General features: G+C 72.1%; 2 protein-coding genes (1 of these 2 cut by a window edge). Both read left to right on the top strand.

What is annotated here, in order from left to right:
• A protein-coding gene (locus AN216_RS30695) for an SDR family NAD(P)-dependent oxidoreductase (RefSeq protein WP_070197004.1) crosses the window boundary here: on the top strand, nt 1–8,336 show its 3' portion. It extends 4,315 nt beyond the left edge of the window; only the last 8,336 of its 12,651 coding nucleotides appear in the window; its start codon lies beyond the left edge, outside the window; its stop codon occupies nt 8,334–8,336.
• Complete coding sequence (locus AN216_RS28235; protein ID WP_070197003.1) at nt 8,333–22,312, top strand: SDR family NAD(P)-dependent oxidoreductase; 13,980 nt, start codon at nt 8,333–8,335, stop codon at nt 22,310–22,312. Before AN216_RS30695 ends, AN216_RS28235 begins: the two co-directional genes overlap by 4 nt.

Genomic DNA, 22,312 nt, shown 5'->3' with positions numbered 1-22,312 from the left:
AGGCACGGTCCCGGTTCGGCCCGGTGACCGGGGTGCTCCATGCCGCGGGCGTCTGCGAGGACGCGCTGCTCATCACCAAGCCACTCGAATCGACACGCCGGGTGCTGGCACCGAAGCTCGCGGGCACCCGCAACCTCGATCTCGCCACCAGCGGTGAGGAGTTGGAGTACTTCGTGCTCTTCTCCTCCGCCTCGTCCGTGCTCGGAAGCGTGGGTGCCGCCGACTACACCTCCGCGAACCGCTTCATGGACGCGTACGCGGAATGGCGCGAGCAGCGCAGGGCCCGTGGTGAGGCGAAGGGGCGTGCCCTGTCCGTCAACTGGCCGATGTGGCGCGACGGCGGCATGCGCATCCCGCGGGACGTGGAGGAGGACGTCCTCGCGCGGGCGGGCCTGGAGCCGCTGGACACCGAGGACGGGCTCACCGCCTTCGAGGTGGCGCTGGCTGCGGAGTGGTCGCAGATGGTCGTGCTGCGGGGAGACCCGGTACGGCTGGAGGCCCGGATGACCTCCGTCGTCGAGAGCAGGCCGGAAGCGGCCAGGGACGGGCGGGGCACTCCGGACCCGGGAACGGACCCGGACCCGGGAACGGACCCGGACCCGGGAACGGAGCCGACCACCGGCCGGTCCCACGAGCCGGCCGTCGAGCGCCCGTCGCGGGGGAGGGGCCCGGATACCGACACACTCGTGGGGGAACTCACCGCGGTCATCGGGGACGTCCTCAAGATTCCCCAGGAGGAGCTGGACGCCGAGGACGACCTGTCCGAGTACGGTCTGGACTCGGTGGCGGCCATGCGGGCCCTGAGCGGCATGGAGGAGAGGTACGGCGTGGCCATGCCCCCCACGCTGCTGCTGCGCCACCGTTCCGTCCTGGCGCTGGCCCAGCACCTCGCGGACGAGGTGCTGGGCGACGTGGCGGGGTCCGAAGCGGCACCGGGTGTGTCCCCGGCCGAACCGACCGTGCCCGCTGTGCCCGTCGAACCGACGGTGGCGGCCGGTACGTCGCCGTCGGCGGAGAGTGCGCGGGCGACCGGCGGGCGGATCGCCGTCGTCGCGGCGTCCTGCCGGTTCCCCCAGGCGCCCAGCCTGGAGCGGTTCTGGGACAACCTGGTACACGGCCGAGACTCCGTCGGTCCCGTGCCCGTGGGGCGCTGGTCCGATGACTGGCTTCGGCACGCGGGCCCCGAGGTCACCGAGGCCGCCCGGTGGGGAGGTTTCATCGACGGCGTCGACCAGTTCGACGCCGGCTTCTTCGGCATCGATCCGGAGGAGGCACGCTGGATGGACCCGCAGCAGCGGATCACCCTCGAGGCGGCCCAGGAGCTTTTGGACCGTGCCGGCTACACCCGCCAGGAGGTGGCGGGCAGCAGGACCGGTGTCTTCGTCGGCGTGGCACCCAACGACTACACCCGGCGCGGATTCCTGTCCGGACTGCCCACGCCCCCGTACCTGCTGGCCGACTCGCTGCTGAACATGACGGGCTCGGGCATCTCGCACGCCTTCGACTACCGCGGACCGAGCCTCACCATCGACACGGCGTGCTCCTCGTCGCTGGTCGCCCTGCACCGTGCCGCGCGGAGTCTGCTCTCGGGTGAGTGCGAGGCGGCGGTCGTCGGCGGTGTCGAGCTGCTGCTCGACCCGTTCGTCTACGTCGGGCTGGACCGGGCGGGGGCACTGTCGGCGGACGGCCGCTCCCGGGTCTTCGACCGCGACGCGGCCGGCTTCGTGCCGGGCGAGGGCGTGGGCCTGGTGCTTCTCAAGGAAGAGCAGCGGGCGTTGAGTGACGGTGATGTCATCCTGGCCACCGTCCTGGGCTCCGCCGTCAACAACGACGGCCGCACCATAGGGCTCACCACCCCCAGCCACGACGCCCAGTCGGACGTCATCCGCACGGCCCTGCGGTCGGCTCGGGTCGACCCGGCGAGCATCGACTACCTGGAGGCACACGGTTCCGCGAGCGGCTTCGGTGACCCGATCGAGATCGCCGCGGCGGCCGAGGCGTACGAGGGGGCGGGTGAAGCGGGCCCGGTCGGGGTCGGTTCGGTCAAGACCAACATCGGTGCCCTGTTGCACGCCGGTGGCATCGCCTCGTTCATCAAGGTGGTTCTGGGTCTGCGGCACGACCATCTGCCGCCGACCCTGCACTGCGACGAACCGCATCCGCGGATCGGTTTCGAGAAGACCCCGTTCCGGCCGGTACTGACGGGGCGTGACTGGCCGCGCAAGGAGTCCGCCCCGCGCCGGGCCGGGGTCTCCTCCCTCGGGTTCGGAGGCACCAACTGCCACGTCATCGTGGAGGAGGCGCCCGCCGGTCACCGACCCTGGCGGGAGCCGCTGCCCGTCACGAACTTCGCCCGTCGGAGCGTCTGGCTGGAGCCGGGTGGTGAGGCCGCGACCTCAGCCGGTGACCGCACCGTCGAGGAGCGGGCGCGTTCCGCCGCCGTGGAGGTGGCGCCCACGCCCGTCGCCAGCGGAGACCAACCCGAATCGCTGCGTACGGTGACCGAACGGGTCACCACCATCCTCGGCTCGCTGGTTCCCGGCCCCGCGGGGGAGGACCCGAACGAGCTGGCCGAGCACAACTTCATGGAGCTGGGACTCACCTCGTCCGCTCTCGTCGAGTTCAACAACGCCCTCGACGAGACCTTCGGCGTGAGCGTGCCGCCCACCGTGCTGTTCCGTCACCCCAACGTGCCTGACCTGTCCGCGTACCTGGTCCGGGAGTACGGCCGGGAACTCGCCCGACGGGACGGACCGGCCGTGCACGGGAGCCACGCGGAGTCCCCGCCCCCCGCACACGACAGCGGTTCATGGGGCCCGGGGCCGTCCGGCCGTGGTGAGCGGGCCACCGTCGCCAGGCACCCGGACCGTCAGCGTGACCGCGATCCCCGGGAGGAGGACATAGCCGTCATCGGGATCGGCGGCCGGTTTCCCGGCGCCGACGACCCGGACGCGTTCTGGGGCAAACTCGCCGCCGGGGAGGACCTGGTGACCCCGGTACCGGACAGCCGCTGGAACCACGGTCGCTACTACGACCCGACCGGTAACGAGGCGGGACTGACGAACTGCCGGCATGGCGCCTTCCTCAACGCGATCGACGCCTTCGACGCCGACTTCTTCCACGTCCTGCCGAGCGAGGCCGAGAGCATGGACCCGCAGTTGCGGCTGCTGCTTGAGGTGCTCCACGCCACGGCCGAGGACGCGGGGGTCGCGTCCACACTGCGTGGCTCCGACACGGGCGTCTTCACCGGGCAGTGCTTCCAGGACTACGACAACGAGATGATCGCGCGGAACCGCACGGTCGGAGTGCACGACCCGATCGGTGCCGCCATGTCGATGACGGCCAACCGCCCGTCGTTCTTCTTCGACCTCAGCGGGCCGAGCCTGACCGTCGACACCGCCTGTTCCTCCTCGTTGACCGCGCTTCAGCTGGCCGTCGAGTCGCTGCGCCGTGGGGAGTGCGGCATGGCCTTCGCGGCTGGTACGAACCTCGTCGCCAGCCCGCGTCACTACCTGAAGCTGTCCGCTATCGGCGCGCTGTCGCCGGGTGGCCGCTGCTACAGCTTCGACTCTCGCGCCGACGGCTACGTCCCCGCGGAAGCGGTCGCCGCCGTCCTGCTCAAGCCGCTGAGCCGGGCGTTGGAGGACGGTGACCCGGTGCACGCGGTCATCAAGGCCGCCACGGTCAACCACGGCGGCCACGCCAGCTCTGTCACCGCACCCAGCCAGGCCCGCCAGGAGGAACTGCTGCGTCGCGCCTGGAAGGAAGCGGCCATCGACCCCGGCACGCTCACCTACGTCGAGGCGCACGGCACCGGTACCAAGCTCGGCGACCCGATCGAGGTCGAGGCGCTGCGGGAGGCGCTGCGCGGCCATGGTCACGGCGACGACGAGCCGTTCGTCGCTCTCGGCAGCGCGAAGGCACACCTCGGGCACGCCGAGGGCGCCGCGGGCCTGGTCGGTGTCGTCAAGACGGTCCTGTCCATGCGGCACGGCCTCATCCCGGCCATGCCCTCCTTCCAGGAGCCCAACGAGTACTGCCGCCTCGACCGGGGGCCGCTGTACGTCAACCGGGAGCCGGTTCCGTGGACTCCGCCGCCCGGCGTGCCGCGCAGGGCCGGTGTCAGTTCCTTCGGCTTCGGTGGCGCGTACGCGCACGTGGTACTGGAGGAACCGCCAGTGCGGCGGACGGCGGCGGGAGCGGGGGGCCCGCTGGTGTTTCCCTTCTCCGCCCGGGACCCGGAGCGGCTGCGCGCACTGGCGGAACGGTACCGGGACTTCCTCGCGGCGGGGTGCGGACTGCCCGCGTCCGGTATCGCGTCCACGTTGCAGAACGGTCGTGAGGAGGCCGCCGTACGGTTCGCCGTGATCGCCGAGAGCCGAGCGGGGCTGGCCCGTGGTCTGGAGTCCTTCAGCACGGCGTACGACGCGGATTCCGCGGAGGGTGTGGGCGGTGTCCACGACATGGCACACGCCGGGGGCGACGCCGCCGGGCACAACCGGGCGGTGGAACGCGCCCGCCGGTGGGTCGGTGGCGAGTCCGTCACGTGGCCGACGGGCCCGGACGGCCGCCCGGAGCCGCGGGTCGCGTTGCCCACCTACCCGTTCAAGCGCGAGCGCTTCTGGCTGTGCGAGGACCCCCAGCCGGCGGACGCGCCCCGGAGTGTCCCGGGCCCGCATGTTGGTGAGGTTCAGGACACCGCGAAGCTCGCCGGTGCGCTCGCCGCGCACGTCGCGGACAGCCGCTATCCGGGGGCGCGGATTCTCACCGGGCTGCTCGACTTCGGTGCCCTCGGCCGCCGGCTCGCGGCTTCGGTGCTACGGCAGCACACCGGCCGGGGCAGGCTGGCCGCCGGTGAACGGCTCGCCGACCGTATGGAGATCGTGCCCGGTCGGGAGCGCTTCATCGAGTTCCTGGAGAGCGCCCTGCGGGAGACCCAACCGCCCGCCGACGGCGAGGCGGCCGAGCGGGACAGGCTGTTGGAGAAGCTGCGGGAGCTGGCCCGGACCCATCGTGAGATCCACCCGCACATTGACCTGGTCGCCGACTGGACACCACGGCTGCCCGAGGTGCTGACCGGACGGACCAGCCCCATCGAGCTGTTCTTCCCGGACGGAGAGGCGGGCATCTCACGCATCTACGGGAACACCGGGATCGCCGACCACTACAACGACCTCATCGCCCATGCGACCGCTGGACACCTGCGGGAGCGTCACGCCCGCCATCCCGGGGCGCCGCTGCGGGTGCTGGAGATCGGTGCGGGCTCGGGTGCCACGACGGAGCGCGTCCTGCGGCAGCTCGACGCGTACGGCCTGCCCGAGGGTGCCGTCAGCTACTGGTTCACCGACGTCTCGCCCGCGTTCTTCCCGGCCGCCCGGGAGCGGCTGTCCGGACACCGGACCGAGGTGCGCTACGAGAGGTTCGACCTGGACACGGAGCCGGAGCCGCAGGGCTTCGAGCCCGGTTCGTTCGACGTCGTGGTCGCCAGCAACGTGGTGCACGCCACCCGGGTGCTCGCGGACTCGACCGCCCGTATCCGCCGACTGCTCGCGGATGGTGGCGTGTTGGCCCTCAACGAGCTGACCCGGGCACTGGACTACCTGACGCTGATGCTCGGCATCGCCCCGGGATGGCAGGCAGCACGGGACTGGCGACTACCGGGGTCCCCGCTACTGGACGCCGCCCACTGGCGCACGGTTCTGGACGTGGCCGGATTCGACCAGGTGAGCGTGTTCGGCGCCGCCGACGTGGCGGAGGCCGACGCCGACCAGTCCGTACTGCTGAGCCGCGCGGCGCCCGGCGCGCTCGACGGGGCGCCCACGGCCGGGCCACAGGCCCGCCGCGTCCCGGCGGGCGAGACGCGCGCGGCGCCGGAGCCGCCCGCTCCGGCCCCGACCCGGCCCGACACCCCGGAGGAGGACACCAGCGCCCGACTGGTGCGCTACCTCCGCCACGAGCTGGCGACGTTCCTACGTGTTCCCGTCGACACGATCGACGGGGTCACCACCTTCGAGCGCTACGGCCTGGACTCGCTCGGGTCCATCCAGTTGGTGCGCACCATGGAGGGCACGTTCGGCCCACTCCCCAAGGTGCTGCTGTACGAATGCCGGACGTTGGCGGCGGTCGCCGCGTACCTGCTGGAGAACGCCCCCGAGCCCTGTGCGTCGGCGATCGCCACGCTCCCCGCTGAACTCGTTGAACTCGTTGAACCCGCTGAACCCGCTGAACCCGCTGAACCCGCTGAACCGGCTGAACGAGCCCCCGCCGGCAGGGAGGAGGAAGGCGGCACGGTCGTCGCTGACCCGAGGGCCGCCGAGGCACCGCGCCCGGCGGCACCACCGCGAGCCACCCTGACGCCCCGCCCGGCGACGTACGAGTCCGCCGCCGCACACGACAGGGCCGGCGACGATGATCCCGTGGCCGTTGTCGGCATGGCCGGGATCTTCCCCGGCTCGCCCGACTACGAGGAACTGTGGCAACGGCTGCGCGAGGGCGCCGACCTGGTCACGGAGATTCCCCGGGAACGCTTCGACTGGCGACCGGTCTACGGCGATCCGCAGCGGGAGGCGGGCAAGACCGACTCCCGTTGGGGAGCCTTCATCGAGGGTGTCGAGGAGTTCGACGCGGAGTTCTTCTCCATCTCGCCGCTGGAGGCCGGACTCATGGACCCTCAGCAGCGACTTCTGCTGACCAGCGCCTGGCGGGCCGTGGAGGACGCGGGCCACCGGCCGGGCGGGTTGAGCGGAACCGACACCGGGGTGTTCGTCGGGGCGACCTCACACGACTACGACGGGCACCTGATCCGGATCGGCCGCGACCGCGAACCCCACTCAAGCCTCGGCGTCGGTCACTGCATCCTGTCCAACCGGATCTCGTACCAGTTCGGGCTGCACGGCCCCAGCGAGACGGTGGACACCGCGTGCTCCAGCTCGCTCACGGCACTGCACCGGGCCGCCCTCGCGATCCGGCACGGGGAGTGCGGGGCGGCACTCGTGGGCGGCGTCCATCTCAACCTGGGGCCGAGGCTGTTCGTGGCGCTGGGCCAGCTCGGGGTCCTCTCCCCGGACGGCGCGTGCCGACCCTTCGACGACGGCGCCAACGGCATGGTGCGCGGCGAAGGTGTGGGCGCGCTCTACCTCAAACCGTTGTCGGCGGCACTGGCTGACGGGGACACCGTGCACGGCCTGATACGCGGAAGCGGAGTGGGGCACAGCGGCCAGGTCCCCTCGATGACCGTGCCCAATCCGGCGGCCCAGGCAGACCTGATCGCCTCCGTCTACCGGCGGGCGGGAGTCGACCCGCGCACCGTCACCTACGTGGAAGCCCACGGCACCGCCACCCATGTCGGAGACCCGATCGAGGTCCGGGGCCTGCGCAAGGCGTTCGCCGACCTCACCGGCCGGCCGGAGAACGAACCCGTGGAGCCCTGGTGCGCGCTGGGCAGCGTGAAGTCGAACATCGGCCACCTGGAGGCCGCGGCGGGCTTGGTCAGCACGGTCAAGACGCTGCTTTCCATGCGGCACGGTGAACTGCCCGCGAGCATCAACTTCGGCAGCGCCAATCCACTACTGGAGCTCGATGGCAGTCCGTTCACGGTGGTCAGCGAGCACCGGCCGTGGCCGCGGCTCACCGACCAGCGGGGGCGCGAGACGCCCCGCCGCGCCGGAGTCACCTCACTCGGGTTCGGCGGAACCAACTGTCATGTGCTGTTGGAGGAGCACATCGAGCCCGAGCGCGAGGCCGAACCGGCTTCCGGGGCACCGAGGCTGATCGTGCTCTCGGCCCGTACCGAAGCCGCCCTGCGCCTCAGCGCCGGGCGGCTCGCGGACCACCTGGCGGCCCGGCGTGCCGCGCGGCGGCCCGAACCGCGGCTCGACGACGTGGCGTTCACCCTGAGAGTCGGCCGGGACCCGATGCCCTGGCGACTCGCTCTCCTCGTGCGGGACAGCCACGAACTGGTGGAACGGCTGCGCTCGTGCCAGGAGGGCCACTTCGACCTTCCCGGGACGTTCCTCGGCGAGGCCACCGCGCAGCCGACCACGTCGAGCCCGGCGGCTGCCACCAGCCCGGACGCCCTCGCCCGGCACTGGATCGCCGGAGGCGAGTTGCCCGAACCGCACACCGACGGTTCCGGGTCCGCGCCGCGTCGGGTGCCGCTCCCGGGCTACCCCTTCGAACCCACCCGGCACTGGGCGGACGAACCGGCGGAGGCCGACGCCGCTCCGCCGGACAGTGACGAGGAATGGCTCCACCTACTCAACGACCTGCGGGACGGGACCAGGTCTCTCGACGAAGTCGACGACATGTTGGTTGTCGAGGACGGGGGCAATCGATGAACGCCAACCCAGCAGCGGTGAAGCGGGAGATCCTGGACCGGGTACGCCGGGGGGAACTGGACACCCGCGAGGCGGCCGTCCTTCTGCGGCGGCTCGCCATGTCACGGACGGCCGCGACACCCACCCCGTCCGGCAACCACCAGATCGTTCACTACCAGTCAGGGTGGGCCGCGTCCACGCGTGTGACCCAGCCCCTCCCGGACGCTGACGCCCTCGTCGTCGTGCTGCGTTCCGGAGGCGCCGAGGGCCAGGACCACCTCGGGCAGTACCTGGTGCCGACGGCCACGACCGTGGACTGGCCCCGCGTGTGGCACGCGGTGCGCGCGACGGGCCGGGGGACGACCCGCGTCGTCCTGGACGCCCGGGACGTGCCCGGGCCCGTCGTGCTCGACGCGGCGTTCGGCCTGGCGCGGGCGGTGATAGCGGAACACGGTCAGGAACGGGTCGCACTGGCGGTGCTGACGGCGGGCGGTGAGCACTCCGATACGGCGGACGCCCTGGGGGGCCTGTGCCAGATCGCCGGCCAGGAGGACCGTCGCGTCCGCGCCGTCGCCGTACACGTCACCGAACCCGCCGTGCCCGCCGGGGACCGCTCGTCCCTCGCGCTCGCCAGGGCGGAACTCACCTTGCCCGTCCCCGGGACAGCCCAGGTACGCCACGGCGGCGACGGGCGCTCCACCCGGATCCTCACCCCCGTTCCCACAGCCGAGGAGACCCCGGATCCGTGGCGGGAGCACGGTGTCTACCTCGTCACCGGCGGCACCGGCGGCGTCGGCGTACAGCTCGCCGAACTGCTCGCCGACCGCTACGCGGCACGCCTGGTGCTGCTCGGTCGCTCGGCGCCGGACACCGCGACACGTGAACTGCTGGACCGCGTACGTACGTGCGGTGGCCAGGCGATCTACGTCCAGGCGGACGTCACCCACCGCGAGGACGTCGAGCGGGCCGTCGCCCGAGCCCGCGAGGAGTTCGGTCCGCTCACCGGAGTCCTGCACGTGGCGGGCGTCAACGAGGACGCGTATCTCGTGAACCAGGACGCGCGGGCGGTGCGTCGGGTGCTGGCGCCGAAGGTCACCGGCGCGGCCCTCCTCGACGAGGCCACCGCGGCCGAACCGCTGGAGATGTTCGTACTGTTCTCCTCCGTCGCCGCGTACATCGGTGGACCGGGGCAGAGCGACTACGCCGCCGCGAACCGGGCCCTCGGCGCGTGCGCGGCACGTCGCGCCGAGGCCGCCGCCGCGGGCACCCGGCGCGGGAACACCGTCTCAGTGGCGCTGCCGCTCCTGGCGGGCGGCGGTATGCGGCTGGACGAGCGCGACCAGCGCGCCGCCCGTGACCTGCACGGCATGGTCGCCATGCCGTGCAGCCACATGCTGGGCACCATCGGCGCGGCGCTCGCGTCCGGGCGACCCGAGTTCTTCGTCATGTACGGGGACGCCTCACGTATCCGTACGTACCTGGCACGGCATCTCGCCGACCGGGACGCGGACCCGGAGACCGCCGACCGCACGGCGGCCGGCGGAGGCGGGGTCGCCGTCGGGGTCGGAGGCGAGGACTCCGGCGAGCGGGGCGACGGCGTCGGACCCGCCGCGGAGGAGTATCTGCTCGGCCTGGTCAGCGAGGTCATCCAGCTGCCCGCCGGGCGGCTCCAGGCCGACCAGGAACTGTCCACGGTCGGCGTGGACTCCGTCCTGATCAAGCGGATCAGCGTCGTTCTCGAGGACCGGCTCGGGCCGCTTCCGGCCACGCTCCTCTTCGACAACCGCACCGTACGCGAACTGACCCGCTATCTGGTGGCGGAACACGGCGAGGCTTTGCGTGACCTCCTCCAGAAGACGTCCACCCCCGCCCCACCCGGTGAGGCCGCGACGACGCACCGGGAACCCGGCCAGCACGAACTCCCGGCCGCTGTTCGGCCCGCTGATGACGGCGCGTCATCCGACTCCGGCCCCGACCGCCCCGGGGACGAGCCGATCGCGATCGTCGGCGTCGCCGGACGCTACCCCGGCGGCGACGGTCTCGACGAGTACTGGCGGACGCTGCGCGACGGCAGGGACGCCATCACCGAGGTGCCTCCCGGCCGTTGGGACCACTCCCGGTACTACGCGCCGGGAGAGCGTACCGATGGCAGGACGTACGCGAAGTGGGGCGGCTTCATCGAAGACGCTGACCGCTTCGACGCGCTCTACTTCAATGTCTCGCCCCGTGACGCCGAACGTGCCGATCCGACCGAGCGGGTGTTCCTCGAAGTGGCGTGGTCGGCGTTGGAGAACGCGGGATACTCCCGCCGTTCGCTGCACGAGCGCACGCGTCGGGGCGACGAGCACGCGCTGGGAGTGTTCGCCGGCGTCACCGCCACCTCCTACAAGCTCATCGGCGCTGAGGAGTGGGGAAAGAACAACCCGATCATCGCCCACTCCATGGACTTCTCGGTCGCCAACCGGCTTTCCTACCTGCTGGACGCGCACGGACCCAGCCTCGTGGTCGACACCGCCTGCTCGTCGTCGCTGACCGCGCTTCACCTGGCGGTCGAGTCGCTGCGCCGGGGCGAGTGCGAGATGGCGGTCACCGGGGGCGCGCACATCCAGACACACCCCATCAAGTACGGGGTGCTCGCGGACATGCGGCTGCTGTCCACCGACGGTCGCTGCCGCGCGTTCGGCGCCGGCGGGGACGGCTTCGTTCCCAGCGAGGGAGCCGGAGCGCTGGTTCTCAAGCCGCTGTCGGCGGCCCTGGAGGACGGCGACCACGTCCACGGCGTCATCCGGGCCACCAGCGTCAACCACGGCGGCCGGACCAACGGCTACACCGTGCCGTCCCCCCGCGCGCACGCGAGCGTGATCTCGTCCGCACTGCGATCCGCCGGGGTCCCGGCGGACAGTGTGGGCTACGTCGAGGCGCACGGAACCGGTACGGCTCTCGGGGACCCGATCGAGATCGAGGGTCTGCGTCGAGCCTTCGCGGAGCACACCGAACGCGTCGGCTACTGCGCGATCGGTTCCGTGAAGTCCAACATCGGGCACGCCGAGTCGGCCGCGGGCGTGGCCGGTATCACCAAGGTGCTGCTCCAGTTCGCGCACCGGCGGTTGGTGCCCTCGCTGCACTGCGAGGAGGTCAACGCCCAGATCGACCTGGCGCGTTCGCCGTTCGTGCTCCAGCGCGAAGGCGCTCCGTGGGAGCCGGTCGAGCCCGGCACACCGCTTCGCGCGGCGGTCAGCTCCTTCGGGGCGGGTGGCGCCAACGGTCACGTGATCCTGGAGGAACCACCGCGGGCACCGCGGCGGGGCACCCCGGCACCGGCCGGCACGCAGCGGCTCGTCGTCCTGTCCGCGAAGACCGACGAGCGTCTACGAGCCGTGGCGCGGCGGCTGCACCAGCACCTTGAGGAGGCCGAGCCCGAACCCGCGCTTGCCGACGTGGCATTCACCCTGGCGACGGGGCGTGAGGAGCTGGAGAGACGGCTCGCCGTCACCGCCCGTACCGTGCCCGAGCTCCGCCGCCGTCTGGAGGAGTACGTCCGGACCGGCGCGTCGAACGGCCTGGTCATCGGAAGCACCGACTCCGCGCCCGCGGCCTCGTCCAGCCCGGAGCACATCCGGGGGCTGCTCGACGCCGGGGACTGGATCGCGCTCGGTCGGCTCTGGACGGAGGGCGCACACGTCGACTGGGCGGGGGCCTTCGAGGGGGCCCGGCGCGTTCCACTGCCCTCGTACCCCTTCGCGGGGGGCCGGCACTGGGTCACCACGACGCCACCGCTGGAGGCGGACACCGCGACGCGCCGAGATACGTACGGGCCACTCGACCGCGTCGTGCCGACTCTTGAGGGAGTGGTGTACGAGGCCGCTCTGCGCCGGGACGAGCCAGCCGTCTCCGACCACCTCGTCGAGGGGCGCGCCGTGGTCGCCGGAGTGGTACAGCTCCAGATGGCGGTGGCGGCGGCCGAGGCGCTGCGGCACGGCCGGGTGCGGGAGATCACCGATGTGCGGTGGCGCGCTCCGGTCGAGGTCCCCGAGGAGGGCACGACCGTACGCGTCACGCTCACGCGGTGCGCCGACGGGCTCTCCTACGAGATCGGCGCCGCGGAAGGCGACGCTCCCCAGGCCAACTCCACCGGCACCGTACGGTTCAGCCCGGACCAGGAGCAGCCCTCCGCTCCCGGCCCCGTCGACCTGGACGCGTTGCGGGCACGCTGCACCGTGCGGCACGAGGGTTCCGACTTCTACGCCGTCGCCGAGCAGGCCGGGCTCTCCTACGGGCCGCTCTTCCGGCGGCTCGCGGTCGTACGCTCAGCGCCCGGCGGCGAAGCGCACGGCGAACTGACTCCGCACGCTGCGAGCGGTGCCGCCGAGTGGGCCGTGGACGCCGGCGTGCTGGACGGTGCCCTGCACGCCGTACACGGCGTGCTGGACCCGAACCCGGGCGACGCGCCACTGCTGCCGGCGGCGGTGGCCCGGGTGGACCTGCCCGGGCGTGTCCGGGACGCCCGGCACGTGCACGTGCGACTGCGTGACAGCGATCCGGCGCGGGGAACCGCCTGTGTCGACGTGGTACTGGCCGACGAGCGGGGCGTGCCCGTGGCGGCGTTCCACGAACTTCGGATTGCCCGGCCCGCGGGCGCGACCACGGGCACCGGGGTTGCGGACGCTGGCGGCGGCGGTGTGTCCTACCTGCGTACCGCCTGGGAGGCGCTCGAATCCTCCGCCGCCCCGGAGCCGCACACGGGTCACACGCTGATCCTCACCACCGCGCGGGACTTCGGCCTCGGCGCGGCTCTGGAGGCACGCCATCCCGGCGCCCGGTCGCTGCGCCTCGACGCGGCGGACGCGGGTCGTTCGATGGACTCGGCGGTGCGGGCGCTGCCCGCCGACAGCCAGATCCACTTCCTCGGCGGGGTGGACGAGCGCTACTACAGCGCCGCCGACCTGGACCATCTCGACACCATGCTGGACCAGGGCTGCGTGGCGCTGTTCCAGCTCGCCAAGCTGCTCGCCGAAGTCCGTCCCGAGGGGCTGCGGTTGTCCGTCGTCACCAGCGACACGCAGCAGATCGACCCGGGAGTGGCGGCCCGGAACCCGTACGCGGCCACGCTCCCGGGACTCGCCAAGACGGTAGCCCGGGAGCTGCCCTTCGTCTCGGTCAGCTGCCTCGACCTGGATCGGAGGGCGCTGGCTCGCGGCGGGGCCGAGCTGCCGCGGCTCGCGGCGGCCGTGCGTGACGAGCCGACCGTCTTCCCGGTACGGGAGATCGCCCTGCGCGGCAGAGCCCGGCTGGGCAGGACACTCCGCACGGTCACCCTGCCGGATTCCGCCCAGGAGACGCCGCCGTTCCGGCACGGCGGTACGTATCTCCTGGTAGGTGGCGCCGGCGGGCTGGGACGTGCGGTGGCCCGCCAGCTGGCACACGAGTACGCGGCCCGGCTGGTGCTGGTCGGTCGCCGCTCCGCTGACCAACTCCCGCACGATCTGCTGTCCGAGCTGCGGGAGGCGGGAGCCGAGGTCGTCTACGAGCGGGCGGACATCGCGGACCCCACAGCCGTCCGGGCGCTGCTCTCACGTGTCCGGGAACGGTTCGGTGCCGTCAACGGCGCGGTTCACGCCGCCTTCACCCTCGCCGACGGACTGCTGGCCGGCATGACGGAGGAGACGTTCCGTTCCGTGCTGCACGCGAAGACGCACGGCACCGTCGTGCTGGCTGACGCGCTGGCGGCCGAGCCGCTCGACTTCCTGGCGTTCTTCTCGTCCGCGATCTCCCACCGGGCCAACGCGGGACAGGGCAACTACAGCGCGGCCTCCACCTTCCAGGATGCCTACGCCCAGTACCTGGCCGCCCGTACGCGGCTGCCGGTCAAGCTCCTCAACTGGGGGCTGTGGGGGAACAGCGGATCGGTCGCCACCGAGGACTACCGACGCCGCGTAGCCCGCCTGGGCGTGGCGGGACTCACCGACACGGAGGGCCTCGCGGCCTTCCGTGGCGCGATGGGTTCGCCACTGACCCAGGTGACCGTGCTGAAGACCACCGGGGACGAGACACCGGAAGGTGTGGTGAACGGCGCCGCCGACGTCCTGGAGTCGCCGGGCGACGGCCGTGCGGTGCGGGTCGCCGGGGCCGGCGCCACCGAGGCGCGGCGGGACTCGTCCGTACCGGGGGGCTACCTGGCCCGCCTGGACGACTTCGCACGCCGCGAGATCCTTTCCGCGCTGCGGGAGACAGGCCTTCCGCGTGCCGCGGCCGAGGCCCGTACCCCGGCCGAACTGGCCGAGGACCTTGGCGTCGCGGGCTCCCAGCGGCGGCTGTGGGACGCTCTGCTCGCCGCGTTGGTCGGCGGCGACCTCGCCGAGGAGGAAGACGGCCGGCTCCGTTTCCCCGCCGATCCGTACGAACGGCACGACCGGACGGAACTGCGCGAACGGTTGACCGCCGATCACCCGTTCAGTGCCCCGGCGGTCGAACTGATCGCCGACTGCGCGGCGTCCCTGGCCGAGGTACTCACCGGTCGGCGCCGGGGACTGGAAGTGCTGTTCCCCGGCGGCTCCCAGCACCGGCTCGCCGCTCTCTACCACGACGACCCACGTTCGCGGCACTTCAACCGGATGTGCACGGCCGCGGTCGTCCGCCGGGTGACCGACCTGCGACAGCGCGATCCGGGCAGGGCGGTCTCCGTCCTGGAGGTGGGTGCGGGCACCGGAGGCACCACCCGCCCCCTCATGGAAGCTCTCCGAGAGACCGGGGACCCACCGTCCTACGTCTGCACCGACCTCTCGCCCGCGCTCGTCCGACAGGCCGAGGAGCGGTTCGGCCCGGAGTATCCCGAGGCGGTCTTCCGGACTCTCGACATAGGAGCGGATCTCGGTACACAGGACCTCGCCGACCGGCGGTACGACGTGGTGGTCGCCGCCAACGTCCTGCACGCCACGCCCGACCTGCGGGCCACGTTGCACAACGTGTCGGCGCTGATGCGTCCGGGTGCCCTGCTCGCCATCAACGAGTCGACCTCCGTGTTGGACGCCGTCACCCTCATCTTCGGCCTCACCGAGGGCTGGTGGCTGTACGGCGACGGGCACCTGCGCCTGCCGCACTCGCCGCTGCTCGGCCCCGAGACCTGGGGCGCGGTGCTCGCGGCCACGGGCCTGCGGAACGTGCGCGCCCTCCCCGCCACGGCGGAGGAGGACGCGCACGCGGACCAGAGCCTGCTGCTGGCCGAACGCGGCAACCTGCGGACCGGCGGCTCCGACGGGCGCGAGGACGCCACCAAGTCCGTACTGTCGCGCCCGGACATCGGACCGTCGCCGGAGCGGGCGCCGCGGCCCGTCCCGGACACGGCCGGGGCGGGCCGCGCTCGCGGACAGCTGACCGGTCTGCTGCGCGGTCTCTTCGCCAGCTCACTGAAGCTCGACGAGTCCGAGATCGAGGACTCCGTGCCACTGCTGGCGTACGGCGTCGACTCGTTGGTCGTCATGGACGTCACGGACTCCCTGGAGCGTGAACTGGGTCGCCGTGTCACCTTCGGCGAGGCCCTGGACGGGAAGACGCTGGTTGAGGTGGCCCAGCTACTGACGGACATGGACGTCGCGCCGCCTGAGTCCATGTCCGGGCCGGAGGAGAGCGCCGGGCCGGGGCCCGCCACGGACACCCGTCCGCACGACTTCGCCGGGACGACCGTGCCGGACCGGAGCACCGTGGCGGTACCCGGTGCCACCGGGGACCTCCGCCAGCCCACACCGGGCGACGCCGCACCCGTCGACGACCCGATCGCCGTGGTCGGTGTCGCCGGGCGCTATCCGGGCGCGGACGACCTGTGGTCCTTCTGGGACAACCTCCGCGCGGGACGATGCTCGATCGGGGAGGTCCCGGCCGACCGCTGGCACGTCCCGGAGCGGAACGGCCCCCGGAAGTCGGCCGCTGACGGCGAGGAAACCCGCTGGGGCGGCTTCCTGGACGGTGTCGACCGCTTCGACCCCTTGTTGTTCCGCATCTCGCCTCGTGACGCGGCGGGCATGGACCCGCAGGAGCGGCTGCTCCTGGAAACCGTCTGGGCGGCCCTGGAGGACGCGGGCGTGACCCGCGCCCGGATTGAGGCCGACGCGGTCTCCGGTACGGGTGCGGGGGTCGGCGTGTTCGCCGGCGCCATGCACACCCCGTACCAGTCCCTGCTGGCTGAGCGCTGGGGCCGTGGGGAACGACTGACCGGTAGCTCCTCCGGCTGGTCACTCGCCAACCGGGTCTCGCACACTTTCGCCTTCTCCGGCCCGAGTATCGCGGTCGACACCGCCTGTTCGTCCTCGCTCACCGCGATTCACCTCGCCTGCGAGAGTGTCCGCCGGGGCGACTGCGGCGCCGCGGTCGTCGGCGGGGTGAACCTCATCCTGCACCCCAGCCACCACGCGGAGCTGTCGGCGGCCAAGATGCTGTCCCGGGACGGTCGTGCTCGCGCCTTCGATCCCGACGGCGACGGGATGGTGACGGGCGAGGGCGTCGGTGCCGTCGTACTCAAGCCGCTCTCCGCCGCCCGGCGCGCGGGCGACCGTGTGCACGCGGTGATCGCCGGGTCGTCCGTGAACCACAACGCCGGCGAGTCGACGTACACCACACCCGACGCGGACGCGCAGGCGACGCTGTTCGGCCGGGCGCTACGCAGGGCCGGGCGGACTCCCGATACGATCCAGTACGTCGAGGCCGCCGCGACCGGCGCGCCGTTGGCCGACGCCGTCGAGGCGACGGCGCTGAGCCAGGTCTTCGCCGGCCGGGACGCCGGGCACGGGCCGGTGCTCGTCGGCTCACTCAAGCCCAGTGTCGGCCACCTGGAGGCCGCCTCGGGCGTCGCGCAGCTCACCAAGGTGCTGCTCCAGATGCGGGCCGGGGTGATCACCCCGACCATTCACGTCGACACGCCCGCGGCGGCCCTGTCGGGCGGCGGGGGCCCGGCACTGGAACTGGTGCGGGAGGAGACCCCCTGGCCCGTGGGGGATGACGGCACGCGGGTCCGGCGTGCGGCGATCAGCTCCTTCGGCGCGGGCGGCGCCAACGCCCAGCTCATCGTGGAGAGCCCGCCCGGAACGGCGGAGCCGGATCCCCTGGCCCGGGGAGGCCAGGGCCCGCAGCTCATCCCGCTTTCCGCCCGCCGGCCCGAGGCTCTGCGTGAACTCGCTTCCCTGCTGGGGAAGTTCCTGCAAGGCGCGGGGAGTGGCTCGGACCTCGCCGATGTCGCCCACACCTTGCGCAGGGGGCGTGAGTCACTACGCGTCCGCACGGTGCTGGTCGCGCGAGACCTGCCGGAACTGGCGGCCAAGCTCGACCGGTTGGCGGGCGGTGTGCTGGACGTGGACCCGGACATCGATCTGCTGCCGACGCGACAGGCGCACTCGGCCCGCGGTTGGGCCGACGGCGGGGACGTGGACTGGCGTGAGCACGGTGGCGCGGGGGCCGTGATCTCGCTGCCGGGCTACCCGTTCGCCAGGGAGCGGTACTGGCTGCCCGAACCGGAGGCGTCCGAGCCCGTACGCGAGGCCGCGCCCGTACGCGAGGCCGCGCCCGTGAGTGAGACCGAGCCCGGCGGGGGCGGGGTCGCCGAGCGGGTCCGTGACCGGGTGTACGACCTGACGGCCTCCGCCATCGGCACGGTACTCAGCCTGGCGCGAGAGGAGGTGGGGCCCGACGACCACCTCAGCGACTTCGGATTCGACTCGATCACCCTCACCGAACTGGCCGAAGTACTCAGTGAGGGGCTGGGGACACAGGTTCTGGCGCCGGAACTGTACGCCCACTCGGACATCAACTCGCTCGTGGAGACCCTCGCCGCGCGTGTGCCCGGGCCGGAACGGATCGCCGGCGCACCGTCCGCCTCCGGGGACTCGCCCGCGCCGGTCACCGACGACCCCGTGGCGATCGTCGGCATGGCGGGTCGCTTCCCGGGCTCACCGGATCTGGAGGCGTACTGGGACAACCTGGCCGCGGGCCGGAACCTGGTGGAGGAGATTCCCGCGGACCGTTTCGACTGGCGGGACATCTACGGCGACCCGCGTCAGGACCCCGAGCGTGTGCCGTCCCGCTGGGGCGGTTTCCTCAGCGGCATCGACCACTTCGACCCCGAGTTCTTCCGCATATCCAAGCGCGAGGCCCGCACGATGGACCCGCAGCACCGGCTGTTCCTTCAGGCGGCGTGGCAGGCCGTCGAGGACGCGGGCCACGATCCGGTCTCGCTGGAGGGCACCGGCACCGGCGTGTTCGTCGGCGTCGGTTCCTCCGAGTACGCGCAGCTGCTGATCAGCAACGGTGTCGAGGTCGACGGGCAGGCCGCGACCGGCAACGCGCACAGCGTGCTGGCCAACCGGATCTCCTTCCTGCTGGGGCTGCGCGGCCCGAGCGAGCCAGTGGACACGGCGTGCTCCAGTTCGCTGACCGCGGTGCACCGGGCCGTACAGGCGATCCGGTCCGGTGAGTGCGACGCCGCGCTGGCCGGCGGGGTCAACGCGATCCTGTCGCCCACCGGGTTTCTGGCCTTCGGCAAGTCCGGGATGCTCGCGCCCGACGGGCTGTGCAAGACCTTCGACCACCGTGCCAACGGCTACGTGCGCGGTGAGGGAGTCGCGGCGCTGCTGCTCAAACCGCTCAGCCGGGCGTTGGCCGACGGGGACCACGTCTACGCCCTCGTACGCGGCACCGCCATCAACCACGGTGGGCGTGCGAACTCCCTGACCGCTCCCAACCCGGAGGCACAGGCCGACGTCATCGTGCGCGCCCATCGTGCCGCGGGGGTACGGGCGGATACCGTCACCTGCCTCGAAGCACACGGCACGGGTACGGCTCTGGGAGACCCGATCGAGGTCAACGGCCTCGTGCAGGCGTACCGTGAGCTGGGCGCCGGTGACCGTACGGGCTACTGCGCGCTCGGCAGCGTCAAGACGAACGTCGGGCACCTGGAGACCGCCGCCGGCGTCGCCAGCCTCATCAAGGTGATCAAGGCGCTACAGCACCAGCAACTGCCACCCTCGCTGCACGTCGAGCGCGTCAACCCGCTCATCGAACTCGCCGGCACACCGTTCCACCTCCTCGACGAGCTGAAGCCCTGGGACAGACTCCCGGACGGGCGGGGCGGTGAACTGCCTCGTCGGGCCGGCGTCAGCTCGTTCGGCTTCGGCGGTGTCAACGCCCATGTGGTTGTTGAGGAGTACGAGCCGGACGTGTCCCAGGAGCCGGAACCGGAGCACAGCGACTCGGGCCCGCACCTGTTCGTGCTGAGCGCCCGGACCGACGAGAGGCTACGCCGGTACGCGGAGTCCCTCGCGGACCGTTTGGAGGAAGGCTCCCACCGGCCTGCCGACGTGGCGTACACCCTGCGGGTGGGGCGGCCCGCCATGGAGGTGCGGCTCGCGGTGATCGCCGGCACGCTGCCCGAACTCGTGCGGCGGCTGCGTGGGTACGTCGAGGGGCACGTCGGTCGCGAGCCCGAGGGCGACGGCCCCATGCGGGAGTCGGCGGTCCGGTGGGTGCGCCAGGAGGGGACGGAGTGGCCGGAACCGGAGGGCGTGTCCGGGCGGCGGGTTCCGTTGCCGGCCTACCCGTTCGCGACGGACTCGTACTGGCTGCCCGAGCCCCTGGCGAGCGGTGAACACCCGGTACGGGGCGAGACCGCGCTGCCGGACGAGCGCACGGCGATACCGGACGAGGGCACGACGGGACGGAAGGAACCGGTCGCCGAGGCGGAGCCGGAGTTGGTGAGGACCGCCGCTGAGCCAACGGTCGCCGAGCCGTCGTCCGTCTCTGTGGCCCAGCGGCAGCACACGGACACAGGAGAGGAGACCCACCTGATGGACACGGTCGGTAACGCGCCGGATGTGGCCTGGCAAGTCCGGGAAATGGTGGCCCAGGGAGTAGGGCTGCCACCGGAGGACGTCGATCCCGCGAAGGACTTCGCGGCGTACGGCATCGACTCGATCGTCGCCTTGCGGATCATGCAGCGGGTGCAGGGAAAGTTCGGTGACCAGATCCCGATGGCGGCGATCTTCGAGTATCCGACACTGAACCGCCTCGTGGAGCACATCGCCGCCACGAGCCCCGACCCGGCGGCGACGGTCACCGGGCCCGCCCCCGCACAGGAACCCGACCACCGGACTCCGGACGTCCAGACTCCGGACGTCCACCCGTCTGACGCCTCAACGCGCCACACCCAGCCCTCGGTTCGGGCGAGCGTCGCCGCTCCGGAGGACGAGGCGACGACACCCGCCGGGAAGGAGTCCGCCGAGAAGGAGGAACCTCCGAGCGAATCCCAGGTGATCTCCTTCGTCCCAGACGTCGCCGGTGTCCCCGTCTACTGCCTGCCTGGTGACACCGGTGAACTGAGCTGGCTCACCCACTTCCAGTCCGCCCTCGCCGACGGGGGCGCTGTCATGGGCGTGGAGCCGCCCGGGTTCGGCGCCGGCCGGGCGTCGCTCACCTCGGTGGCGGAGTTGGCCGCGACCGCCACGGACGCGATCGTCCGGGACCGCCCCGAGGGGCCATACCGCATAGCGGGTCAGGGAGCGGGCGCGGTGATCGCGTTCGAGGTTGCCCGAGGACTGACGGATCTCGGCCACCAGGTTGAGGAACTGCTGCTGCTCGGCGCCCCCGAGCCCGGCACGCCCATCGGACGCGGACTCGGCGCGCTGACCGGTGCCTTCGGCACTCTCTGGGGCGCGTACCGGTGGCTCGGCGCCGACGTGCCGGGCAGCGGCGCCGACGAGGCGGACTTCGCCGACGCGACCAGGGTGCTCAGCGAGCACGCGCGTCCGCCGCTGCCCGAGGCCGCTCTGACGGACTGGCTGCGGGAGGCCCATACCCACCGCACCGCGCTGAACACGGCCCTGGCGGAGTACTCGCCCCGGCCCCTTGCGGGTCCGGCGCGTATCACCGTCGTCCGCGCGCTGACGAACGGACAGCCCGCGACGGGGGACTGGCAGCGCTGGCTGGCGGACACGCCGCGGACCATCGACCTGCCGAGCCGTCCGGAGTACCTCACCAGCGCCGGCGCCGCCGTCGACCTACGCAGGGAGTGGCGCTCGGGTGCCGAGAAGCCGCTGCGGAAGCGTCAGTTCGTCACCCGCATCAACCAGGCGGGCGACAAGTACCGCTCCTACTGGATGCACCACATGTACGGTGACGTCAGCTACGGACTGTACCTGTCGCGGTTCCTGGGCGCCGACTACCCACTGATGGGCGTCGAACAGATCGACGTGGACTCGCACCTGCACCGGTTCGACACCTTCCAGGAGATGTGCTCCGAGTACGTCGCGGCCATACGTGCCGACAGTCCGGGTGGCCCGTACGTGCTGGGCGGTTCGTCCTTCGGCGGCACGGTGGCCTACGAGGTCGCGCGTCAGCTCCTGCACCTGGGCGAGCGGGTCCAGTCCATGATCGTCGCTGACGGCATCATGCCGACCACACCCGCCTGGGCCGGGGTGGACTGGTCCTCACTCACGGACGAGGAGTCCGAGAGCCTGCCGCTGATGATGCTCGGCAACTCCTACTGTCACCGGTGGAACATAGCCGAGCTGGTGAAACTCGAATCGCTGCTGGGCAGGGAGGAGGACGAGCAGCTGAGGCTGATCGCGCGCCACGTCGTCGACAACGCGCCCGTGACGCTGGCGTACGACAACATCCTGCGGCTGCTGGAGCGTACCTACGAGGCGTTCAACCAGAACGTCAGGCTGCTCACCGAGTACGTCCCGCAGCCGCTACCGGAGCCCGTGGACGTGACCTTCTTCCACGCCACCCAGGGGTTCGTGGGCGCACAGAACCCGTCCGGGCTGTCCCCGCTGCGGCGCCTGGACGAGGACCGCACCAACGGCTTCGGCCGGTTCATCGGCAAGCCCGTACGGGTGCACGACGTGGATGCCGACCACTTCACGATCGTCCACGATCAGGGCCTTCGAACCATGGCCCAGTTGATGCTTCCGGCGCTCGGCGGCCCAGCCGCCGGTGCGGCCGGCGACCTGATCTCGTGA

Source organism: Streptomyces oceani (genome assembly GCF_001751245.1).
GTDB classification, from domain to species: domain Bacteria; phylum Actinomycetota; class Actinomycetes; order Streptomycetales; family Streptomycetaceae; genus Streptomyces; species Streptomyces oceani.
This window is presented reverse-complemented; position numbering and strand designations above follow the sequence as displayed.

Excerpts from the sequence above, each read along its gene's own strand:
- AN216_RS28235 (WP_070197003.1), top strand. The coding sequence starts at position 8,333 with ATGAACGCCAACCCAGCAGCGGTGAAGCGGGAGATCCTGGACCGGGTA.